General features: G+C 41.5%; 17 protein-coding genes and 3 pseudogenes. 5 read left to right on the forward strand and 15 right to left on the reverse strand.

All coding sequences use genetic code 11. From position 1 onward, the window contains the following. Window positions 1-40: 40 nt before the first annotated feature. Window positions 41-232 carry a DUF3185 family protein gene (locus C427_RS05210; protein WP_007639632.1) on the reverse strand — a complete coding sequence of 64 codons (192 nt, stop codon included), beginning with the start codon at window positions 230-232 and terminating at the stop codon, window positions 41-43. 285 nt (window positions 233-517) lie between these two features. On the opposite strand from C427_RS05210, the pseudogene C427_RS05215 reads away from it, so the two are divergent. Then, window positions 518-1,186: pseudogene (locus C427_RS05215) on the forward strand (OmpW family outer membrane protein). 210 nt (window positions 1,187-1,396) lie between these two features. Next, window positions 1,397-2,201, forward strand: a pseudogene (locus C427_RS27085) (delta-class carbonic anhydrase). A 20-nt stretch (window positions 2,202-2,221) separates the two neighbouring features. Here the strand turns inward: C427_RS27085 and C427_RS05230 are convergent. The 7 genes and pseudogenes from C427_RS05230 to C427_RS05255 form a co-directional block, all read right to left on the reverse strand. Then, entirely contained in the window at window positions 2,222-2,908 is a 687-nt protein-coding gene (locus C427_RS05230) for a response regulator transcription factor (RefSeq protein ID WP_007639622.1), read from the reverse strand. Next, window positions 2,905-3,321, reverse strand: a complete 417-nt coding sequence (locus C427_RS27090) for a sensor histidine kinase (protein WP_015430522.1) — start codon at window positions 3,319-3,321, stop codon at window positions 2,905-2,907. Before C427_RS27090 ends, C427_RS05230 begins: the two co-directional genes overlap by 4 nt. 71 nt (window positions 3,322-3,392) lie before the next feature. Beyond that, window positions 3,393-3,650 (reverse strand): histidine kinase dimerization/phospho-acceptor domain-containing protein, encoded by a 258-nt coding sequence (locus tag C427_RS27095; RefSeq protein WP_015430523.1) that lies wholly within the window; start codon window positions 3,648-3,650, stop codon window positions 3,393-3,395. Between the two features lie 75 nt (window positions 3,651-3,725). Further along, entirely contained in the window at window positions 3,726-4,217 is a 492-nt protein-coding gene (locus C427_RS27100) for a hypothetical protein (RefSeq protein ID WP_034899663.1), read from the reverse strand. Further along, complete coding sequence (locus C427_RS27105) at window positions 4,214-4,462, reverse strand: hypothetical protein (RefSeq protein WP_007639620.1); 249 nt, start codon at window positions 4,460-4,462, stop codon at window positions 4,214-4,216. The genes C427_RS27100 and C427_RS27105 overlap by 4 nt, the downstream gene beginning before the upstream one ends. 122 nt (window positions 4,463-4,584) lie before the next feature. Then, the gene (locus tag C427_RS05250; RefSeq protein ID WP_007639617.1) at window positions 4,585-6,597 is read right to left on the reverse strand and encodes a tetratricopeptide repeat-containing sulfotransferase family protein; all 2,013 of its coding nucleotides are present in this window, start codon (window positions 6,595-6,597) and stop codon (window positions 4,585-4,587) included. Window positions 6,598-6,998: 401 nt separating this feature from the next. Further along, window positions 6,999-9,642 (reverse strand): annotated as a pseudogene (locus tag C427_RS05255) (TonB-dependent receptor). A 298-nt stretch (window positions 9,643-9,940) separates the two neighbouring features. Between C427_RS05255 and C427_RS05260 the strand changes: the two are divergent. Together C427_RS05260 and C427_RS05265 are read left to right on the forward strand one after the other, a co-directional pair. After that, the gene (locus tag C427_RS05260; RefSeq protein WP_081589031.1) at window positions 9,941-11,908 is read left to right on the forward strand and encodes a BCCT family transporter; all 1,968 of its coding nucleotides are present in this window, start codon (window positions 9,941-9,943) and stop codon (window positions 11,906-11,908) included. Between the two features lie 114 nt (window positions 11,909-12,022). After that, the gene (locus tag C427_RS05265; protein WP_007639600.1) at window positions 12,023-13,234 is read left to right on the forward strand and encodes a pyridoxal-phosphate-dependent aminotransferase family protein; all 1,212 of its coding nucleotides are present in this window, start codon (window positions 12,023-12,025) and stop codon (window positions 13,232-13,234) included. A gap of 17 nt (window positions 13,235-13,251) precedes the next feature. On the opposite strand, the gene C427_RS05270 is transcribed toward C427_RS05265, so the two are convergent. The 3 genes from C427_RS05270 to C427_RS05280 form a co-directional block, all read right to left on the reverse strand. After that, complete coding sequence (locus C427_RS05270) at window positions 13,252-13,896, reverse strand: GntR family transcriptional regulator (protein WP_007639595.1); 645 nt, start codon at window positions 13,894-13,896, stop codon at window positions 13,252-13,254. Between the two features lie 3 nt (window positions 13,897-13,899). Further along, complete coding sequence (locus C427_RS05275) at window positions 13,900-15,078, reverse strand: benzoate/H(+) symporter BenE family transporter (protein ID WP_007639593.1); 1,179 nt, start codon at window positions 15,076-15,078, stop codon at window positions 13,900-13,902. Window positions 15,079-15,426: 348 nt separating this feature from the next. Beyond that, the gene (locus C427_RS05280) at window positions 15,427-16,464 is read right to left on the reverse strand and encodes a hypothetical protein (RefSeq protein WP_007639591.1); all 1,038 of its coding nucleotides are present in this window, start codon (window positions 16,462-16,464) and stop codon (window positions 15,427-15,429) included. Window positions 16,465-16,797: 333 nt separating this feature from the next. On the opposite strand from C427_RS05280, the gene C427_RS05285 reads away from it, so the two are divergent. Continuing rightward, window positions 16,798-17,178, forward strand: coding sequence for a VOC family protein (locus C427_RS05285; protein WP_007639589.1), 381 nt, complete (start codon window positions 16,798-16,800; stop codon window positions 17,176-17,178). A 51-nt stretch (window positions 17,179-17,229) separates the two neighbouring features. On the opposite strand, the gene C427_RS05290 is transcribed toward C427_RS05285, so the two are convergent. The 4 genes from C427_RS05290 to C427_RS05305 form a co-directional block, all read right to left on the reverse strand. Next, the gene (locus C427_RS05290; RefSeq protein ID WP_007639587.1) at window positions 17,230-18,108 is read right to left on the reverse strand and encodes a bile acid:sodium symporter family protein; all 879 of its coding nucleotides are present in this window, start codon (window positions 18,106-18,108) and stop codon (window positions 17,230-17,232) included. A gap of 150 nt (window positions 18,109-18,258) precedes the next feature. Continuing rightward, complete coding sequence (locus C427_RS05295; RefSeq protein WP_007639585.1) at window positions 18,259-19,008, reverse strand: SDR family oxidoreductase; 750 nt, start codon at window positions 19,006-19,008, stop codon at window positions 18,259-18,261. A gap of 124 nt (window positions 19,009-19,132) precedes the next feature. Beyond that, the gene (locus tag C427_RS05300; protein WP_007639583.1) at window positions 19,133-19,828 is read right to left on the reverse strand and encodes a histidine phosphatase family protein; all 696 of its coding nucleotides are present in this window, start codon (window positions 19,826-19,828) and stop codon (window positions 19,133-19,135) included. A gap of 12 nt (window positions 19,829-19,840) precedes the next feature. Continuing rightward, the gene (locus C427_RS05305) at window positions 19,841-20,944 is read right to left on the reverse strand and encodes a phosphotransferase family protein (protein ID WP_007639581.1); all 1,104 of its coding nucleotides are present in this window, start codon (window positions 20,942-20,944) and stop codon (window positions 19,841-19,843) included. Window positions 20,945-20,946 lie beyond the last annotated feature (2 nt).

Consider the following 20,946-nt stretch of genomic DNA (forward strand, 5'->3'; position numbering starts at 1 on the left):
AAAATATATGGCCATGCAATTACTGTTTATAAGGTTGACTCTACCTTATCTTGGAGATACCAATGGCAGCACAAATAACACCGCCAACCATGCTTAACCAAGCCTCAATGTGAGTATCACCACTGAATGCACGGCTAATCTGAGAGCTTGCCGAGTCAAATACATCGTAACCCCACAAGGCTAAAGCCACACCTAGAACAATTAGTACAATGCCAATAATTTTGTTATTCATATTTTTCTCTCGACTATCAAACGCAGATTTAGTGCTTTTTCGTTAGACTGACACATCTTTTATATTTTAAGCAATTATTAGTTAGCTCGCTACATCAATCAACAGTTTAGGAACGTCAATGAATTTTTAACTGCAGGTTTACTTTAGTTATTGTGCCTACTTCCCTCTCGAAGCAAAGCACCGCTCCTGTTTATTAATCTAATCTTAATGTTCGTGTAAAGTCTTTTTAAAGTTGTTTCTTTAAAATTCTACTGTGTTGATTAATCAATATTAGACAAGGAATATATAAAAAAAAGTAATCTGACATTATTTGCTGTTACGTCACTAACCACAGTCCAATTCGCCACAGCTTTCGAACAAGGTGACATGATACTTCGTGCTGGTTTGCTACCGTGAGTCCTGACGATTTTTCAACAAATATTGTGGTTGGAAGTGACTTAGGGGTAAACGTTGCAGTAGATAATAATACCCAGTTAGGACTTAATATTGCTTGTTTTTTAACAAATAATATTAATGTTGGGCTATTGACTGCCACACCTTTTGTTCGTGATGTAATTTTTGGCGTCAGCGGTCTGCTTGGTACTGGTGACCAATTGGGTGAAGTCACACACTTACACCCAACAATGACCTAACTATTATTTTAATAACGCTTCAAATAATTTTCGGCCATATTTAGGTATAGGCTTAAATTACACCATATTCTTTGATGAAGAGTTTACTTCAGCAAACGATGCAGCCGGATTAAAAGATTTGTCATTAGATAATTCTTTGGGGTTAGCGGCTCAGGTGGGTGCCGATTACATGCTCAACTATAGGTGGTTTATAAATGGGGCACTTCGTTGGATATATATTGATACCGGAGCATCATTTAACCTTAATGCAGCAGAAGTCTCAGTAGACAGTATCGAGATCGACTCTTGGATATACTCAGTGACTCTTGGTTATCGGTTCTAGAATACTGAATATAAAGTTAACAAACGCTATGTTTTCATAACTCTGACATAGTCTATAAGAATAAACGTTAGCGGGCTCCAAATAATCGATTTAGACGTTTAAGTGCTCGTTTTTAAATTACCCGTATTCTATTTAACACGAATAACAATGAACAAAATCAATATAGTAAACAAAAAAAGTATTTTAGCTTTGGCTTGAACAAGCACCTTTGTGTTGTCTGCATCAGTGAATGCAAATGCAGTGAGCTCTAGCGTTGTTGCAACGCAACGAGCGGCGCTAGAAGCCAATACTGATGGTCAAGGCTTTGGTCCTCAATCTCCTCGTGATATCGACCAAGATTATGGTTTGAATACGCGTCATTTTTTCAATAGGGTCAAATCGTAGCCTGCTTAATTTATGTAACATCCATTTCCATAAAAATGCTGAGCACAGTGGTGGCCAGTTCACTACTCATGTGGGTAATGGCGATGGCAAAGGTTCAAACACTGGGTATATTTATGATGGCAAGCTTTCATCTGCACAGATGAAAGCTGTTAGTGGAAAAATCTGCGCCGCTAAAGGCGACACTTTACAATCAGGTGACACCATTGAAGTTCATTATGTATACTCTTCGGCGCAAATACAGCCGGGTCCAACTTTAGGGGCTTGTCTGGCTGAGAGTACAATGAATCTTGATCTTAGAGTTGAGGGGCAGGTTATGGTTCTTACGAATGATAATGATGCCCTAGATTTTAAAGACCTAGCAATGGTTGATCAAGTGAATGGTTATTACTAAGCCCCCAATGTGCCAAATAATATGGACGCGCCTGTTGAATATTTAGGTTCAACTACAGGACCGTCTTATGATGAGAAAGCTTCTCCGCTTCAGGTAAGTTGGAGTGTCAGACCTAAGGTTGCAGTGGTTGATATTAATTCATTTGGTAAGTGGTGTGATGATAATATATTTAAAGAAGATCATGCCCACGGTGTGCGTAACTTGGTAACTAACCCCAAGCTATTGTCATCAATCAACTAATTACCATTAATTTTGATGGATTAGGCTTGGTTTAATAAGCTAAGCCTGTATCCATTGCCTCTTAATGTTTGGATGGTGATCTTAGGTTGGTCCTCCAGTTTGCGTCTTAAGCGGCTAATGTATACATCGAAAATATTTGTTTGGAGTTCGCTTTTAGTTTGCCAATCCCGACTTAAAATCCGCTCTCTAGATAATACTTTTTTTTGGTTTTCTGTTAGATAAACCAGTAATTCAAATTCTAGTTTGGTTAATGAAATCTCAGTTCCGTTTATTCTTGCAGTGCGTTCATCCATTGCCAATTCAAGAGAACCAATACCCAACGTGTTACGAGGAGATGGTGCAGATTTATCTGCACGCCGACGAAGTGCGGCAATGCGCGCCAGTAACTCGTCGAAATCAAAGGGTTTACATAAATAATCATCCGCCCCTTTTTGTAATCCATTGACCTGTTCGCTGACGTCGTCTAATGCGGTTAAAATCAATATCATGGGTGGGGAGGGCAGGGCTTTTATAGCCTCGACGATAGTTAAACTGTCTTCAGAGCCAAATAGTCTGTCAAGTACTACAATTTCAGGGGTGTTTTTGCTGATGTAAGGTAACACTTCGTGCAATTCACTTAGGGTCGAGCATTCATATCCTTCTGCCCTTAATCCACGTTCTAAAAAATTCAATAAGGGCCTTTCATCATCGGCTAACAAAATTGTCATTGGGTTTGTTCTATATGTAATGTAACTGAAAAAATAGAGCCTTCGCCTAGAACAGATTCTACCGTTATTTTTCCGCCATGGGCTTCTATAATTGCCTTGGCTACGGGTAAGCCTAATCCAAGTCCTTGATTATGTTTACTGAAACGCACAAAGCGTTCAAATATATTTTCAATTTCAGTGGCTGAAATACCTTTACCTGAGTCTTTTATAGAAATGCTAATAAGGCTGTCACTCAGTTTCACACTCACTTCTACGGGTAAATCTGGGGGTGAGTACTTGATAGCGTTATCGAGCAAAATAGATAACACCTGTTGAATTCTCGGTGCATCGATAGACACTACTGAAGTCTCAGATATTGAGTCTGTAGATAATGGAATATTGCGCTCATGATGAAGCCTTTGCCATTTTAGCACCTCTGTAAGTAACAGAGGTTTGATTTTGGTGGCGCTAACTTCTAAATTAATTGGTTCATTTCTGCCCGGGTTTAGAGCAGTAAATCATCCACTAATCTGCTTAGGTTGACCGATTGTTCTAATATAGCTGTCAATGTGGCTTGATAATCTTCCTCGCATGCAGATTTAAGCCTCAGTGTGACTTGTGCTTCTCCACGAATAATAGTCAATGGTGTTCTGAGTTCATGGGATACATCGGCTATGAATTGGCGACGCCTAGAATCGATTTTTGTAAGTTTTAAGTTAGCATTAGTAAGCTCTCTGGTGCGCTGCTCTACTGTAAACTCCAAGTGTTTTCTTGATTTCGTCTCATTCGCTTTATGCTATTGAAGTTGGGCTGCGAGTTGATTAATTGATTCCACAAGTTATTGGAATTCATAATCCAATTTTTCTGAAATGGGTTGTTGATATTGTCCTGATGCAATGGCATTAGTTGTGTTTCTTATGAGTATCAGCGGTTGATAAAGCCGATTGAATAACCAGTAACAGCCATAAATTATCAATGGTAAAGACAACGCACCAAGGCCAATCGTAAACCACACCATAACGGTATTAAGGGTATCAATTTTGGCATTTATCGCCGCAACCACTCGACTTTGACGAGACACTGCCGAGTTTATCGCTTCCCTAAACTGGTCGTCGATAGTCACTTCTAGCAGGCTACGCAGCCTTTCTTGCTGATAAAGAGGAGCGGTATTCATACTTACTACTACTAGTTTAAACTCCTTAATAATTTCGTATAAGAGTTGCTCTAGCTCGTCGGTATCCTCAACACTACCTTGAGTAAAATCCACACCTAGCGCTTCACGCTGTTCTAACTCTAACCTTCTGATGTTGGTCAATGACTGCCCAATCAATGCCTGTTTCTTGCGGACATTGGCTTGATTAGCATTTTGACCAAAATGACTTCGTCAGTCAGTTGTTTGAATAATCGATAGGAGATGCTTGAAAGCTGTTGGTGCTCAACCAGTAATGATTGTGCAATGGTACTTTGTTTGAGGTTTTCTCGCGTAAGGTGTGCAGAAATCGCGGTACGGGTTAATGCTACAAGCAAAATGAATGCAGTGGTTAGTCCAAAGTAAAAAAGTTTTTGTTTGTACATCTGTTGGTGGTCTCAATAGTTGTGAACTCTAAGCAAAAGTATTACAAATAAGAACATGACGATATATGTTTAGTTATAGACAAAAACATCATTGCCCTATGCAAGCGTCACCTTGGGACGGGTTATTTAGCTGAAAATGTATGCGTTAATGGACTGAGGTGGGTCTCAAATTTCTTCCATTGGTCTCTTGCGGAAGAATTAATGGGTTGGCGAACCTGCTCTGAGCTAGGGGTTTTTATAGTGCGTTTGGTTTTATAAAAGTGCAAACAAGATGATTCAAAGGGTAACTGGCAAAAATCTAATATGCGCCTAACCTGAGTCTCCAGATCGTCTATTACGTCTTCGTGCTGAACTTTTAAAACAAAGCCGGGTAATACTTCATCCCAATGTGCCATTAAAGATTGATAAGACTGGTAATAGTGAACGAGATTGTCTAAGTCATACGAAAATTCATGACCTTCAGCAAACAGTTGTTTATAACCACTAAAACAACACGCAATGGGATCACGCCTAGCGTCAATTATTTTGGCATTGGGCAACATGGCTTTGATTAAGCCAATATGCATAAAGTTATTTGGCATCTTATCTATAAAAAAGGCAGCCCCTTGGCGATAGCATCGGGTGTCTTCAATAAATTGTTTACCAAAACGAGCAAAGTATTCATTGTCAATTTCATTAACAACGTTTGGGTAACCGCTTTTACTTCCGCTTAATCTTGCTGCTACCCCCATCACATTGTGTAACTCCATAGTGCCATCTACTTGCGAGTGAGACGCGAGTATTTGTTCTAATAAAGTCGAACCAGCTCTAGGAAGCCCTACTATAAAAATGGGGGCAGGTGTTTGGTCGCCTACATCTTGGTGCATGCTGAAAAAATCTGTATTGAACACCGCTTTTTGAGCTGTAACTTGTTCACTCATCTTGGATTGAGAATAATGACTGCTGTGGTTTTTTAAAGTATTACCATTTTGGTAATAACTAAAAGCTGTGTCGAATTGTTGGCGATCTTCATAGGCTTTCGCCAGCGCAAACTCAAGATGGATTTTGTCGTCTTGTTCAATATCGATTTTATCCAGTTGAGCCTGCATCAAGGCTAGTTCGTTATCGCTGAATCGATAGGTTTTAGTATTAGCCAAACTCCAATAGGCATCACCGAAGTCAGGGCGAATTTTGTAAGCTTGTTGATAAGCGGCTACTGCCTGTTCGATGTTACCGTTTGCTTTGTTAGCATGGCCAAGTAGCAGCTGTATACCGGGAAGTTCGTTACGCGCGTCATGTATGACTTGTTGATAAAGTACGATAGCGGGTTCAACTTCACCTACTCCCACCATTGCGCTGGCTTTTGCTGCTAGATATTGGATATTATCAGGGTGTTTGTTGAGTAAAATTTCAGCCTGTTGTTTGGCTTGGCTAAATTTACCTAGTTTAGATAATAATTGTACAAACTCTGCTCTTGCGGCTTCATAGGTTGGGTGTATTTCAATGCAACTCTCTAAGAGGAACTCGGCTTCATGATAGAGTTTTAATCTGATACCGATTTCAGCCAACAGCAGCATGGTTTCAGCATGATGTTTATGATTTTGTAAAAAACGTCGACAAACTTTATCAGCTATACCTAACTTTCCCTCATACATAAGATCTTGCGCGCCACGTATTTCAACTGGTAGTTGAGCAAGGTAATTGATCCGTTGTGTGGCGAATGTGTGCGCTTCAGGATGGTTCAGCTCACTGTAAAGAGGCGCTAATTTTTGCCAACTGGATAACAATGCTGGATTAAGCTTAGTGGCTCTGGCAAACGCTGTTGCTGCGTTAGGCTTGTTGCCTGCGCTTAGTGATAGATAGCCATTTTCTTGATGGGCACGTGCGTGATTTGGTTCAGTTGCGATGAGTGTTTTGATTGTTTCAGTTGCTTCACCAATCAAGCCTTTAGTTCGCTGTGCAACAGCTAGAATATATAGTACATCAGCTTTTTCCTGGGTGTTTTCTTGAGTCTTTTCTACAGAGTCTTCTAGGTTTCTTAGTCCTTGCTTTGAAAGTGATATGGCGTTTTCAGTGTCGCCTGATTGAAGTGCACGTTTGATATCGTCAATCTTAATGTGGTTTTTGGTGCTTTGTTTACTGACGTTTTCTGCCACGTGTTAACTCCAAATGATTTAATTCTATACTACGATCAAATTATGATTGCTGCCCAGATTTTTCCATACTTATACCCATACCACCTCAAAATGCGCGTTTCAGAACGACTGGGGCGCTTCAATTCAAGGCGCGTCAATGACTGAATGTCGACCACCTTCTGAATTGGCGCAACGCAGAAGTGGAGTGCCCCAGTCGTTCCCTTTAGGGCGGGTTTTAAAGCGATTTATGTCGGGCGCCGAGCGCTGCGTTGGCCATTTTTGACTTAGATTACTAGGCCTACAAATGTCCGCCTTGCCTAAACCGCTTTAAATTCCCGCTGAATCCGTCATTTTGAGTTGGTATGGGTATAATAATAAAGGCAAGCTAAAAGCTTGCCTTTATTTACAACTAAATAACTATCTTAATAAAAATCGTAAGACAGTCTCAATCCTAATGTGCGAGGACGGTTAGTCACAACCTTTGGCGTAAATTGCTGAGTATCGATGTACAACACAGCACTTTCGTCAGTGAGGTTATCGATATAAAACTCGGCTTTCCAGTCGTCTTTGGTGATACCAACAGATACATTAGCAATCGCATAGCTTTCTTGAATGTAACGTCCACCTTGGAAAACATCGCCATTCGAGTCTTGGAATGAGGTGCCGTCGTATGTTGCCGCTTCATTTTGAATCGGTAAACCGGAGCCAGTACCATAGATCAATCGTGTCGCGTCTTCGGTCACATAGGCATCCATTGACATCCCGGCTAAACGATCACCTGTATAACTGACAGATGCATTGAAATAACCGTTGTAACCATCGTCAAGTTCGAAGTAATAACGTGCACGAATATTACCTGAAAACTCAGCTGAATAGGGTAGTCGTGCGCCTACTCCTGGCGCAATACCAGCTAGTTCAGCATTAACACGGGATAATTCTGTATCGAGCAAACTAAAGGCCGCGTTGATAACTAAGTTGTCCGACGCTAACCACGTAATATCAGCGTCTATCCCTTTTATCTCGGCATCACCCACATTATCGGTAAATACTAAAAAGCTAATATTGGTTGGGTCATATCGTGACGTTTGTAGGTCAGTAATTTCAGAATAAAAAGCCGTGGCATTTACCCTTAAAATACCATCTAAAAAGTCACCTTTCATGCCTACCTCGAAGTTATCAAGGCTATCTGTAGTAGAGTAAACGGGTATTCTGAAACCATTAAATGCCCCACTTTGATTACTCGCAAGGTCACCACCTTGACGGTTGGTAACCGGTGGTCTAAATCCTTCTGAGTAAGTCGTAAATAATAATATGTCGTCATTCATTTTGTAATCTAACGAGGCTTTAAAAATAGTATCGTCGACTGTTAATGTGCCGCTATCATCTAATAAACTTACATCTAATTGACCGCTTGCAATGGCTGCTTGAAGAACTCCTGGACCATCACCACCTGTTGCTAGGTCTAATTCGGCAGGATCTTGAGTACCAAAGGCACGAATTCTACGGCTAACATCAGTGCTGGTTGTTGAGCCTTTAAAGGTGTCATCAATTTGATACCAACGTGCGCCCAAGGTAGCGGTTAGCTGATCGGTAAGATCGTATTCAACCTGACCAAATACTGCCACTTGTTCGATGGTGTGGGTCACATCGTTGACAAAACTGATGCCTGACTCGAACGGTCCACCGTCAGAATTAATTCCTTCACTACCTGGAAGTACTCTTGCAAGTTCAGGGAACTTATCTGTACTGGCAATATTGAATTGGCCTACGGTTCCAAGTTCTTGATCATCATAGAAAATACCCGCAGTCACACGCCACGCATTATCTACATCGGTGTTGAATCTAAGCTCGTGCGTTATACGCGAAGTATCTGTATTTTCTTTATAATACTTAGTTGGGTCTAGGCAGACTTCATCTTCTGCTGCAACTGATGAACCGTACTGGCACACATAGAAGGCTGAATACAAACCGCCGTTGGTATAACCGGTGTAATCGATAGTAGAGCTGATTTCACGGTCTAAATAACCACCAGTGTACACCACATCAAGCTTGTCTAAACGCCCTTTTAAAGTCCAAGTGGTGAGTCCGAACTCATCATCATTGTCTTCAGGTGTAAAACGGTTAACAGAGCTTTCACCCTCAAGGTTAGGGTCGTAAGAGAATACGCCTTCGGTTTCAAGAGACTGAGCGGTGTGCTGCACCAACAATGACCAATCGTTATTGATCAAATACGACATACCAAATCTAACACCTGCATATATAGCATCGTTGGTATCATCTTCTACTAACTTGCCATTTTCAGGTGAAATAATAGGAGTGTTTTGTGGGTCAGTTAAAACGCCACCGGATATTCTATCAATAACAACAGCGCTGCCAATGTAGCCGCCTTGGCCAGGTTTATTCAGGATATTGTCAATCCATCCACCTTGTTTGTCATTGTAAGCGACTACGCGTATTGCTAGTTCATCGGTAGGCGTAAAGTTCATAAAGCTTCAACGGAATTACTCATTTCGCCGCCTTTAGTACTACCAATATTCACATCCATGCCACCAGAAAACCAGAGTGATCAGGTTTTTTACTGATCATTCGCACTGTGCCTGACTGTGAACTTGCACCAAAGAGTGTGCCTTGTGGACCGGGCAATACTTCGATTCTTTCCATATCTGCAGCATAAACGTCTAAGTTTCTTCCTTGCATGGAAACGGGTTGTTCATCGAGATAAAACGCAACGGACGGTTGTAATGCCTGTACAGAGGACACTGAGATATTGGTTTGTGTAGTTGCTGCACCTCGGATATAAATCTCATTTTGACCGGGGCCTGTGCCTTGGAAAACAACATTTGGAAGAAATTCTACGTAATCACCAAAGCTTTCAACGCCTAGATTTTCTAGCGCCTCACCGTTTAACGCAGAAACAGATACAGGTATATCCTGTATTGATTCGGTTCTTTTAGTGGCGGTAACCTGAATGGTTTCAATTTGTGCTTTTGCTGGCTTTTCTTGTGCTATTGCAGGGTTAAGTGCAAGTGCTGTTACGATGGCACAGCTAATTTTAGTCTTGTTCATATGGTAAGAACCTTTGTGTCTTTTGCATGCACTGCCAAGGGATGATACTTTTATTTTTAGACCCAATGCTTACAATAATTAATTCGAATGATTACGATAATTAATTCGAATACGATTTTATTTCAATATGGCGTAGACCAACATAGCACACTCGCAAGCTTATTTCTAAAGTGATTCCTAGCAGCACCTAAAGATGAATACCAATTAAATGCGTAGCATCCTAATTATATTGCGAGTTTAAAAGAACTATGGGATAGGGTATATTGAATATCAATAAACCGAATACAGGCTTGCATAAGTGGCTCTAACCCGAATAGATCAACACCTAAATCGCCCCGTTTTTTATCTTTCTTCATTATCAATTTTAGCTTTAGTTTTATTTGCATTGATAACGCCGCAAGCGGCGGATGTTTTTTTTACTAACTTACAAAGCGTTATCATTAAAAATGGTAGTTGGTTTTACGTGGTGTCGGTAGCGATCATTTTGCTCACCGTGTTATATGTCGGCTTTTCTAGCTTTGGGGAAATACGCCTTGGTCCAGATCACTGTAAACCTGACTTTTCCTTGCCTAGTTGGCTATCGATGTTATTTGCTGCGGGTATGGGAATTGGGTTGATGTTCTTTGGTGTCGCCGAACCGGTAATGCATTTTTTATCACCCCCTACCGCAACGCAAGGCACAACAGAAGCGGTGCGAGAAGCGATGAAAATGACCTTCTTTCATTGGGGATTACATGCTTGGGCAATCTATGCGGTAGTCGGTTTAATCTTAGCCTATTTTAGTTTTAGACTAAATTTACCCCTCACCTTACGCTCTGCTTTGTATCCTATGATTGGCGATCGCATTTATGGCTGGGCTGGCCATACAGTAGATATTCTTGCTGTGGTGAGCACTGTCTTCGGTATCGCTACCTCCCTAGGCTTGGGTGCAGCACAAATAAACTCTGGGCTAAGCTATTTGTTTGGCTTAGAAGAGTCCATACCTGTCCAAATTTATTTAATGATCGGCATTATTGCTGTTGCCATTGTTTCAGTTGCCACTGGTTTAGATAAGGGTATTCGCCGCTTGTCAGAACTGAATATGATTTTGGCTATTGCATTACTTTTATTCATTTTGATTTTAGGACCCACCGTGTTTTTGCTTGCCGCTTATGTACAAAATACTGGGGCGTACCTGTCTGATATTGTGCGTAATACGTTTAATTTATTTGCCTACGATAAGACTGACTGGATTGGTGGTTGGACTATTTTTTATTGGGGCTGGTGGCTAGCTTGGGCACCTTTTGTTGGACTTTTTATTGCTCGAATTTCTCGTGGTAGAACTATCCGTGAATTTGTTATTGGTGTTTTGGTTATCCCCACTGCTTTTACGTTATTTTGGATGACAGTGTTCGGTAATTCTGCGATAGATCTTATTTATACTCAGGGTGTAGACAATTTGGGTGAGATGGTCAGTACAAATGCGCCTGTCGCGTTATTTGTATTTTTAGAAAACTTCCCATTTCAACAATTCTTAAGTGGTATTGCGACCTTGATGGTTGTGGTGTTCTTTGTGACATCATGCGATTCGGGGGCAATGGTGGTTGATATGCTCTGCTCGCATGGCAGAAATGATACACCGATTTGGCAACGCATTTATTGGGCTGTAGGCGTAGGTCTTGTTGCGGCAATATTGCTGACCGCGGGTGGTCTAAATGCCCTGCAAACGATGACCATTGCGACAGCTTTACCTTTTTCCATTATTCTGCTGCTTTCTTTAGTGGGGCTTATAAAAGCGCTACGAATCGAAAACCATAAAAAGGCCAGTCTGGCGATGAACTTGCATCCACATCCTTCCACTACTGACAGTGGTTGGGAGCAACGATTATCGTCAATTATTCAATTTCCTAACAAAACAGCCGTTACCCATTTTATTGATACAACAGCGCGACCAGCTTTGGATAAGGTCTGTCTAGAATTGGCTAAAAACCAAGTCGAGTCTGAGATAGTCAATGAATCAGGCATGTTGAGTTTGAATGTTCAATACGGCAGTGAGCATTCATTTGTATTCGGCGTGAAGTGCGAAAAATACCGTCAACCTAGTTACTCGCCAGATAACGAGGAATTTCAAGAAGGTAGTGACGACCATACTTATTATCGAGCTGAAGTGCATTTGGCCGAAGGTGGGCAAGATTACGATATTATGGGATGGTCGAAACAAGCCGTTATCAATGATGTGATTGACCAATATCATAAACATCAGCATTTTCTTCATCTATTGCGCTGAAATACGCGTCTATAACTTGAGCAATCTGCGGTAAAGTATAGAAATACTTGCCGCTCATTGTTGGGTTTATTTTACCGGCAGTATTCACTCAATCCATTGAAATAAGGAATAAATGTGCGTATTAAATCGCCTCAAGGTATTTTGTCTTTAGACAATATTTTACCCGAAGAACCTTTGTTAATGATGGGGGCGGGGCCCGTACCAATTCCAGCTAGAGTGGCTGCGGCAAATGGTATCGTGATCAATCATTTGGGCGACACTATGGCGCAGATTATTGAACAGGTAAAGTTGATGACGCGTTATGTGTTTCAGACCGAGACCGGGCATATATTAGGTGTTGCGGGTCCGGGCTCTGCGGCGATGGAAATGGCCGTGGCGAATTTGGTTTTGCCGGGCAGTAAAGTACTTAGTGTGTGTAGTGGTTTTTTCAGTAATCGTTTAGCCGAAATGGCCGAGCGTGTTGAAGCTAACGTAGTGCGTTTGGTGGTAGAAAAAGGACAAAGTGCAGACCCAGAAGTGGTAGCAGACTATATTGCACAAAATCATCCTCAAGTGTTGACCATAGTCCAAGGTGAAACCTCAAGTACCGTCTGTAATACTAACTTGGCAGCTATCGCTGCAGCCGCCAAAGAACATAACTGCTTAGTGATTGTGGATGCCGTTTGTACCTTGAGTACCATGGAATTTGATATGGACGAGTGGGGTATAGACGCGGTGATTACCGGCGGTCAGAAAGGTTTGTCATGTATTCCCGGCGTGTCGTTAATCGGTTTTTCTGATAAGGCTTGGCAACATATTGAGTCGCGCACTTACCAATTGCGTCATTGGTGTTTAGATGCAAAGTTGGCTGATCAATTCTGGTATAAAAAAGCCTATCATTACACGGCACCTGTTTCAGGTATATTAGCTATACACGAAGCCTTAAGATTGGTCTGTACAGAAACCCTGAAAGTGAGATTTGACCGTCACTTACGAAGTTCCAAAGCGTTGCAAGCAGGGATTGAAGCTATGGGGTTATCGCTGCACGTTAAGCCCGCAGCTCGCTTAAATTCTGTTGTGGGGATAAATCTGCCTGATGGGGTTGAAGGTAAACAATTACTCAGCACGATGTCTAATCGCTACAAAGTTGAAATATCCGGTTCGTTTGGTGCCAATATAGTACGTATTGGGCAGATGGGTGAACAATGCCGCGCTCATAACTTATTTCGCACCTTGCACGCGTTTGGCGCCAGTTTTAATTGTCTTGGCCAAAAACTAGATTTACCAGCAGGTATGGCCGCATTAGAAAGTTCCTTAGATCAATACGGTTTTGACGACCAAATTTAATCGAGTATTTGTCAATTTTAAAAATGCATGTTTTTATGTAAATAAGCCACTAAGGTCTCACCAGCTTTAGCAATATGTTGCCTTAAGATGGCTCTAGCCTTGCCTAGTTGTTTGGCTTTTATAGCTTCTAATAGCTGGTAATGCTGTTGCTGACTGATTTCTAAATAATCTAGCTCAACAGAATGAAATCCAATATAACGTGAACAAAGTTGATGCAGGTTGGCGATATTAAACAGAGTAGGCCTTTTAGCTAAGCCATAAAGACAAGCATGAAACTGCCAATTGAGTTCACCATGTTGGGCAATACTGAGCTTTGGTTGCTGCAGTTGTTCTAAAATATCAGTGGCTTGTCCCAATATTTGGTGATTGAGCTTTGGCATGGCGTGACCAAGAATAAGTGGCTCTAGATACATACGCATTATGTATAAGTCTTCTGCTTCGGTCGCACTTAACGGATGCACCATCACCCCTCGTTTTCCGCTTTGCGTTAGCCAACCCTCATTTTTTAATCGCTGCAACACATCACGAATAGGGATACGACTGACGCCATAGTCAGCGGCCAATTGTTGTTGTTTTAAAGGACTCGCTATAGGCAGCTTATTGTCACGGATATCTTGTTTTAATTGCTGATATAAGGCTTCTGCTGGCTGTTTGTCAGTCATAAATTACGCCCTCGCAAAACGGCTAATGGCCAATGTGCCAAGCCCAATGGTAATACCCCAAAATGCTGAGGCGATATTGAAAAAAGACACACCAGAGGCCGTCACTAAAAAGGTTATCAAGGCAGCATCACGATAGTCGGGCTGCTCAAATGTCGATTGTAAACTTGCGCCAATAATACCCAACAAAGCCAAGCCTGCTAACGCCGCAATCATGGCAGCGGGAAAAGCCGCAAACAAACTCACTACAGTGGCGCCACAAATACCCGCCAGTATATTAAATGCCCCTGCGAATACTCCCGCAATATAACGTTTATCTGGATCAGGGTGAGCCTCTTCACTGGCACATATGGCCGCTGTAATAGCCGCCAAATTTAAAGTGAAAGCACCAAAAGGCGCGAACAATACGTTTAGTCCACCTGTCCAACTGAGTATCGGGGATACCGGCGCTTGGTTATGACCAGTGGCGCGTAAAATCGCAATGCCCGGCACATTTTGTGACGTCATGGTCACGACGAACAGGGGTAACCCTACACCTATCAACAAACTTAAATTGAATTCTGGCCATGTCCAAACTGGCGTAGCTAGCGACCATCTGACTTGCTGTAGGTTGATTAACTCAAAGGAATAAGCACAAACAAATCCGGCTAGTAGCACTGCCACTATTGCATACCGAGGTAACCACCTTTTGGCGAATAGAAAAGTCACTAGCATTATCCCCACCATTAGCGGATCACTTTGTAGTGAGGTAAATATACTCAAGCCAAACTGAACTAATATACCAGCCAACATGGCCGAAGCTAATGGCAAAGGGATACGTTTGGTTAAAGCATCGAACCAACCAGACAAACCAGTTAGCAGAGTTAACACCCCAACAAATACAAAAATACCAATAGCTTCGCTAACACTATTACCGCTGAGTGTGCTGGCCAGTAATGCGGCACCTGGAGTGGACCAAGCAATGATGATGGGGCGTTTGTAATACAACGATAAGCCTAAACAGCCCAGTCCCATGCTCATACCCAAGGCCCATATCCATGATTCAATTATTTCATTGCTAGCGCCAGCGGCAATCGCTGCTTGATATACAATCGCCCATGCACTGGCATAACCGACTAATACCGCGATAAAACCGGCACTAATAGCGGATAGGCTGAGGTCTGATATAAAGTTTTTGATCTTCATTTTTGTATTCAAATTTAAAAATGTATACAAAATTTAGCATGATTTTAGATATGATTGAATTACTGAACATAGGATGTACTTTAATTGAAATCTGAAATCTGAAATTTACTAGTTATGGAAGTAATCTACATCAAACCTAAAAGACGCAATTTGCCATTAAAGTCAGTCGATGACATTGTTTCTAATACTCATGATTGACACTTATAGGACTATAGTCAAGCAGAGCTAAAAGGCTGCAATGAGCGAAAAGCGGACATAAAATTGAGGTCCATTTACGATCACAAAAACTGGGAAAGTGGCAATTTGAAGATTTAAATTCTTTCTAAAAACGCACATTGAAAAATATAATTACAGACGCTCTGTAGGGCTATTAATAAAACACTTTTTAGTTATCTGATCAAAATTGTCTTCAGCCCAGAGATATCCAGCAAGAAAGTCACAGAACCATACAAATTGCTCAGCAGAATCTATAAAATCAACCACTACCCAACCCGTATCAGCATCAGCTCCTCTATGGGATATGTTGTTTCTTAGTTCAATTGCTTTAGTAATTTGTCTCATGTGCTTTGTTTCCCTAAACTTAATAATTGAATCCTTATATTCTTCAAATAGTTCAGGAATGTAGTGCTTGAAAATCTTAACTAATGGAGGAGATTGCACTTCAGTTATCAGCCAATTCACACTAGGAAAAGCCTCACCTATAAGCTCTTTTAAGCGAACTTCAACTGAAGCAACTCCAAGAACCAATGCTCCCCGTTTACTCACACTGAGAATATCCCTCGCTTCCCTATAAAGCTCGTGGCCTATCGGTTCAGATTCCGAAGATGCAAAGAACTCAAGAAAATCAGGTGATATTACGTTTTCTATAGAAACTCTTTTATCTTCCCCGTACATAATCCTATTTTCTAAATCACTAATATATATCCACGGGCCCTTCAAGCTGTGTGAGCAATAAGCATTTAAGGACGATATTGGTTTAGCCTTTGAATCTAAATTAAATCGCCACCGCAAAACAGATACAAAAGATTTGACACGTTGTGTTGCATTAGTTTCGATTCGCTTTAAGTAAATAGATAACTCATCGGGAAAATGTTCCAACCCACAATCTTCTCCGCCTCTCATTTTAAGATGTTCTAAAAGAGTGGCTTTTTTACCTGTATCTGGGCGCTTCCCATCACAAAAAGCATTTAGTAACAGCTTAATATTGATCGGTGGTGTTATTTTTTCATCATATTCAACAGAGAATTGAGGATTTTGCCCTTCAGATTTCTTAGGAATAATACGTGCCGTACCACTAATCAATTCTATTGAGTACACTTCAGTACTCTTAGTATTGCTTGTGTCGATTTGTATTCCTGAAATATCTGCGATTACTCTTAAGTACATATATGAAGCTTCCCGTTTTCGTCAACACCAGACTAGTCTAAAATACATTTTCGAAACAGTATTTCTGAAGTAAATAATATCTTGCTATATATCTCAATATGTCCGCAGTTGGCACATACTTGCCTGTCAATAGGCAACCAATAATGCCTGCAAAGGATCTAAACCGCCTATTTATTTTGATTCGAGTGAAAGGTTGGTATTGGCTGCGTTCAGTTTTATAACTTCATAAAACTTACAACCGATCATAACTACGAAAAATTCTGTTTTTATCAATTTGTGCGTAAACTAGTTGCAACTAATGAATTGAATTCCAATTAAACCAAAGGAAATTTTATGTTCAGTCATGTGATGTTAGGTGCTAACGATATACAAGAGTCAAAGAAGTTTTACGATGCCATACTAGGTGCACTGGGATATGACGAAGGGACAATTGATCCTAAGGGTCGTTGTTTCTATTTCACTAAAACAGGTATTTTGGGTCTAAGTGTACCCATTAATGGTGAGCCTGCGTGTCACGGTAATGGCAGTACTTTGGGGTTTGCAGTCGAAACCACAGAACTTGGTGATGCATGGCATGCAGCTGGTCTAGCAAACGGTGGAGTAGCTTGTGAAGATCCTCCTGGTGTGCGTGATGGCGGTGCGATGAAGTTATATTTAGCTTATCTTCGAGACCCTGCAGGCAACAAAATCTGTGCTATGAAGCGCATGACCTAGGTCGTTAATAAATACATAAATGTTGTGGCGGGTACTTCCAGCCACAACATTTCAGACACTCTTGGCAATGCTTTTAGTTGGAAAGCGCCTAGCTCCAAATATCAATAATCCCGCACCCAGATACATCGCTAGACCATATATGCCTGCAGCAATAGCATAATCGGGTCTGTCTAAAAAAGTGATGGAGATCAGCATCGCCATTGCGCTATTTTGAACGCCGACTTCAATGCCCAATGTCACAGTATCTCGTTTAACTAGTTTAAAGATTAACCCTAGCAACAATCCACTACCTATAGCCAATAGATTTAATGAGATAACAGCTTCTGACAATAATGCAAAGGACGTTAAAAACGTTGTTCGTTCTTGGTAGGTAATGGCCGCTATCATAAATATTAAAAAACCAGTAGAAAGCCGCCTAAAAAACACCTCGCTGCGTATCGCAAAATTAGCAAAGTTGTGCCTGATTAAGATACCGACAAGTACCGGTATTAAGGTAATGAAAATAAGACCTAAGGTGGTACTCAATAATGAAAATGACTCAACTGGGGTGTCGTTAAATTCCTCTATAGCAAAGCGAATAATAAGTGGGGTGGTGACAACACAAATCAATGTGGTCACTGCGGTTAGACTAACCGACAGCGCGAGGTTTGCTCTGGCTAACTGACTAAGAATATTCGAGCTAGTACCACCGGGGCAGGCAGCAAGTATCATTATGCCTACCGCTAAGTGCTCAGATAAATTAAAAAATATTGCGATACCGTAAGCCAGTAGAGGCAAGATTAGTAGTTGCCCAAACAAACCTATCGCGACCGGCTTAGGCTCTTTACCAAGCTCTAAAAAGTCTTGTTTGGTTAAGCTTAAACCCATACCAAACATGATAAGCGCCAACACTAAAGGCAGAATAACTTGGGTTAAAATCGAATCGCTCATTGGGGAACTGTTCCTAATTAAAATTTAACGTTTTAAACGGCAGAGGTCACTTGGCGTCGCGCATCGTATTCACATAGAAAAAGAAGAGCAACATCCCTCAGACCTCACTTCGCCTCACTGTATATTCTCTGCATTGGATATACCTTTTAGTTAACTCATTTTAGCTAACAGACTTAATGGCGCAATTCGCGCAATGTACCTAAATAAAGCCCAAGGCCATTTTGGCACAAAACAGCTCGCCACTTCTTTTTCGATATCTTTGACTATGGCTTTACAGCCTGTTTCTAAGTCTACAATAAAAGGCACCGTTTTTACTTTTTCATTTATCTCAGTACGAATAAAGCCTGGATGAATAGTGGTAACTTTAATCGGTGTGTTAAGTACATCAATACGAATACCTTCAGACATCGAGGTTAACGCGGCTTTGGTGGCAGCATAAACTGTCATGGCTCTGCGGGCCCCACGTACTGCACTGACCGAGGATATTGTGACTAAATGCCCTGCGTTTTGACTTCGAAAAATTTCCATGGCTGCTTCACATTGGGCTAAGGCTGAAACAAAGTTGGTCACAGCAGTTTGTTTATTGGCTTTAAAATACCCTGTGCCTAACGAGGCCCCTTTACCCATTCCAGCATTCACTATTACGCGGTCCAGACTGCCTAAATCTGCAGCAAAGGCTTTGACTACCTCAAACACTTGGTCGTGGTCGTTAACATCTAATGAGCGAATAAACACTTTAATATCGGGGTTAATTGTCAACAATTCTTGTTTAAGTGCCTCTAAGTTGTCCATTCTGCGTGCGCATAAAGCTAAGTTACGCCCCATCTTGGCAAACTCAATCGCCATGCCTTTACCCAAACCCGAGCTAGCACCCGTAATTAAAATATTTTGTCTGATCATCTTGTTTATTCGCTTATTATTGGTTAGATGAACTAAAAGCTAAAATTTTATTCACCACAGAGGAACACGAGGGCACCCGGTGACCTCATTTTTCTCTGTGGTTTAAAATTCTGTTTTTTAGCTGTTATTTGTAAGTCAGAAGGTGTTTACGATCGCCTTCGAATGCGCTGTGTTCGTTTAGTGACGATAAAATAGCACCTTTTCTGGTGCTGATTAATTTGGTGATACCGCAGTTTACTAGAGTCCAGTTAAGCGCCATGAGGTTTTCTGCGGGTACACCGAGTATGGCTTGAGATAATAACGCTATCGGTCCACCTGAACTAAATACGGCTACACGTTTTTCACCATCTAGCTCACTTATTAAGTGAGCTAGAGCAGTTTGGATCCTGGCCTGATAATCAGGCCAGGACTCAATATAATCACTATTGTGTTGGCTGCCAATCCAGCGCTTAAAGGCTTGGCCAATGACTTGCTCTAGTGCTTTATGAGGATTTTGTTGTCGACTCATGTAGGCTTTTACGCCCTGTGCAGTGGCAAGCTGGGGGTCGAATTGGGCGAGTATGTCTTGATGGTCATACTCATTCCATCCCGCATCTAGTTGGGGGGTGATATCCGTTTGGCCCATAGCGGTTAAACAGCCATCTGCAGTTTGCTGGTGTCGCTGCATACTGCCGCGTAGGACTTTATCAAAACCGCCTAATCTCGCTTTAAAACTCTCGCCTATGTGTCTAGCTTGTTGTTCGCCAAGCTCAGATAAACAATCATATTCAGCTTTGCCAAAGGATGCTTGGCCATGTCTAATTAAATAAATCGCGGTCATATATGTTCGCCTTTAGCGTTTGCCTTTGATGGCTTTACGGCATTGCCACAGCAAATAATGCACAAAGACCCCAATGTGTTTAAGGGCGGGATTATCCGTTTGTTTGTGGTGATATCGATAATAAATTTGTTGAGCAATAGCCGCTAATCTGAATAAACCATAGACTTCATAAAAGGCAAAGTTGTCGACTTTAAAACCGGTTTTATCAAGGTAATAGGTAATCACTTCTTTACGGGTCAACATTCCGGGTAAATGTGTGGGTTGACGGCGAGTCGACTTGGCCAGTTTGTCGTCATCAGCTTGCACCCAATAGGCTAAGCTATTGCCTAAGTCCATTAAGGGATCGCCCAGTGTGGCTAATTCCCAATCCAATACGCCCAGGATCTTGGTTGGGTCATTCACATCCAACACCAAATTATCAAAACGGAAGTCGTTATGGGTTAAGCAAATATGCTCGTGACTAGGCATATTGTTTTTAAGCCAATTCATTACATATTTAGCGCTGGGTACGTTCCATGTTTTGGCCTTAGTATAGCGAGCACTCCAGCCTTCTATTTGACGTTGGGTATAACCTTCACCTTTGGCTAAATGGTGGAGTCCAGCCGCTTTGTAATCGACTTTGTGCAACTCAATAAGACTATCTAAAGCATTCAGGCAAAGTTGACCTGTGGTGCCTTGTTCAAGTTTGAGTCCTTTGGGCAGGTTCATTCTTGGGATCAAGCCGTTGAGTTTTTCCATTACGTAAAACTCTGCACCTAACACTGATTCATCATCACAATGGCCTAACATCTCGGGTACATAAGCATAAACAGGTTTTAGTGCTGTTTGTAAGCGATACTCACGACCCATATCGTGGGCACCTTTAGCTTTGGTTCCGGCAGGTCCGCGGCGCAAAATGACTTCATGCACCGCACCCTCTTCACCCTCTTCAGTTGGATAACTTAAGCAGTATGTCCAGTTAGATGCTCCACCGGAATATTGGGTCACCCTAGGCTCACCTTTGAGACTAGGAATATTACTTTCAAGCCAAGGGATGAGCCCCGTTAAGTTAAGTTCTTCTCCCTTTCTAACTTGGCTTGCTTTGTCTATTAGGTTTTTTTTATCAGCATCGTTCAAGG

This window comes from Paraglaciecola psychrophila 170, from assembly GCF_000347635.1.
GTDB lineage: Bacteria > Pseudomonadota > Gammaproteobacteria > Enterobacterales > Alteromonadaceae > Paraglaciecola > Paraglaciecola psychrophila.

Bases quoted from the DNA above. Each gene is read 5' to 3' on its own strand.
- C427_RS05270 (WP_007639595.1), bottom strand. From the start codon at position 13,896: ATGACTGACAAACAGCCAGCAGAAGCCTTATATCAGCAATTAAAACAA.
- C427_RS05230 (WP_007639622.1), bottom strand. From the start codon at position 2,908: ATGACAATTTTGTTAGCCGATGATGAAAGGCCCTTATTGAATTTTTTA.
- C427_RS05300 (WP_007639583.1), bottom strand. From the start codon at position 19,828: ATGACCGCGATTTATTTAATTAGACATGGCCAAGCATCCTTTGGCAAA.
- C427_RS05290 (WP_007639587.1), bottom strand. From the start codon at position 18,108: ATGAGCGATTCGATTTTAACCCAAGTTATTCTGCCTTTAGTGTTGGCG.
- C427_RS27105 (WP_007639620.1), bottom strand. From the start codon at position 4,462: ATGTACAAACAAAAACTTTTTTACTTTGGACTAACCACTGCATTCATT.
- C427_RS05210 (WP_007639632.1), bottom strand. From the start codon at position 232: ATGAATAACAAAATTATTGGCATTGTACTAATTGTTCTAGGTGTGGCT.
- C427_RS05285 (WP_007639589.1), top strand. From the start codon at position 16,798: ATGTTCAGTCATGTGATGTTAGGTGCTAACGATATACAAGAGTCAAAG.
- C427_RS05295 (WP_007639585.1), bottom strand. From the start codon at position 19,008: ATGATCAGACAAAATATTTTAATTACGGGTGCTAGCTCGGGTTTGGGT.
- C427_RS05275 (WP_007639593.1), bottom strand. From the start codon at position 15,078: ATGAAGATCAAAAACTTTATATCAGACCTCAGCCTATCCGCTATTAGT.
- C427_RS05280 (WP_007639591.1), bottom strand. From the start codon at position 16,464: ATGTACTTAAGAGTAATCGCAGATATTTCAGGAATACAAATCGACACA.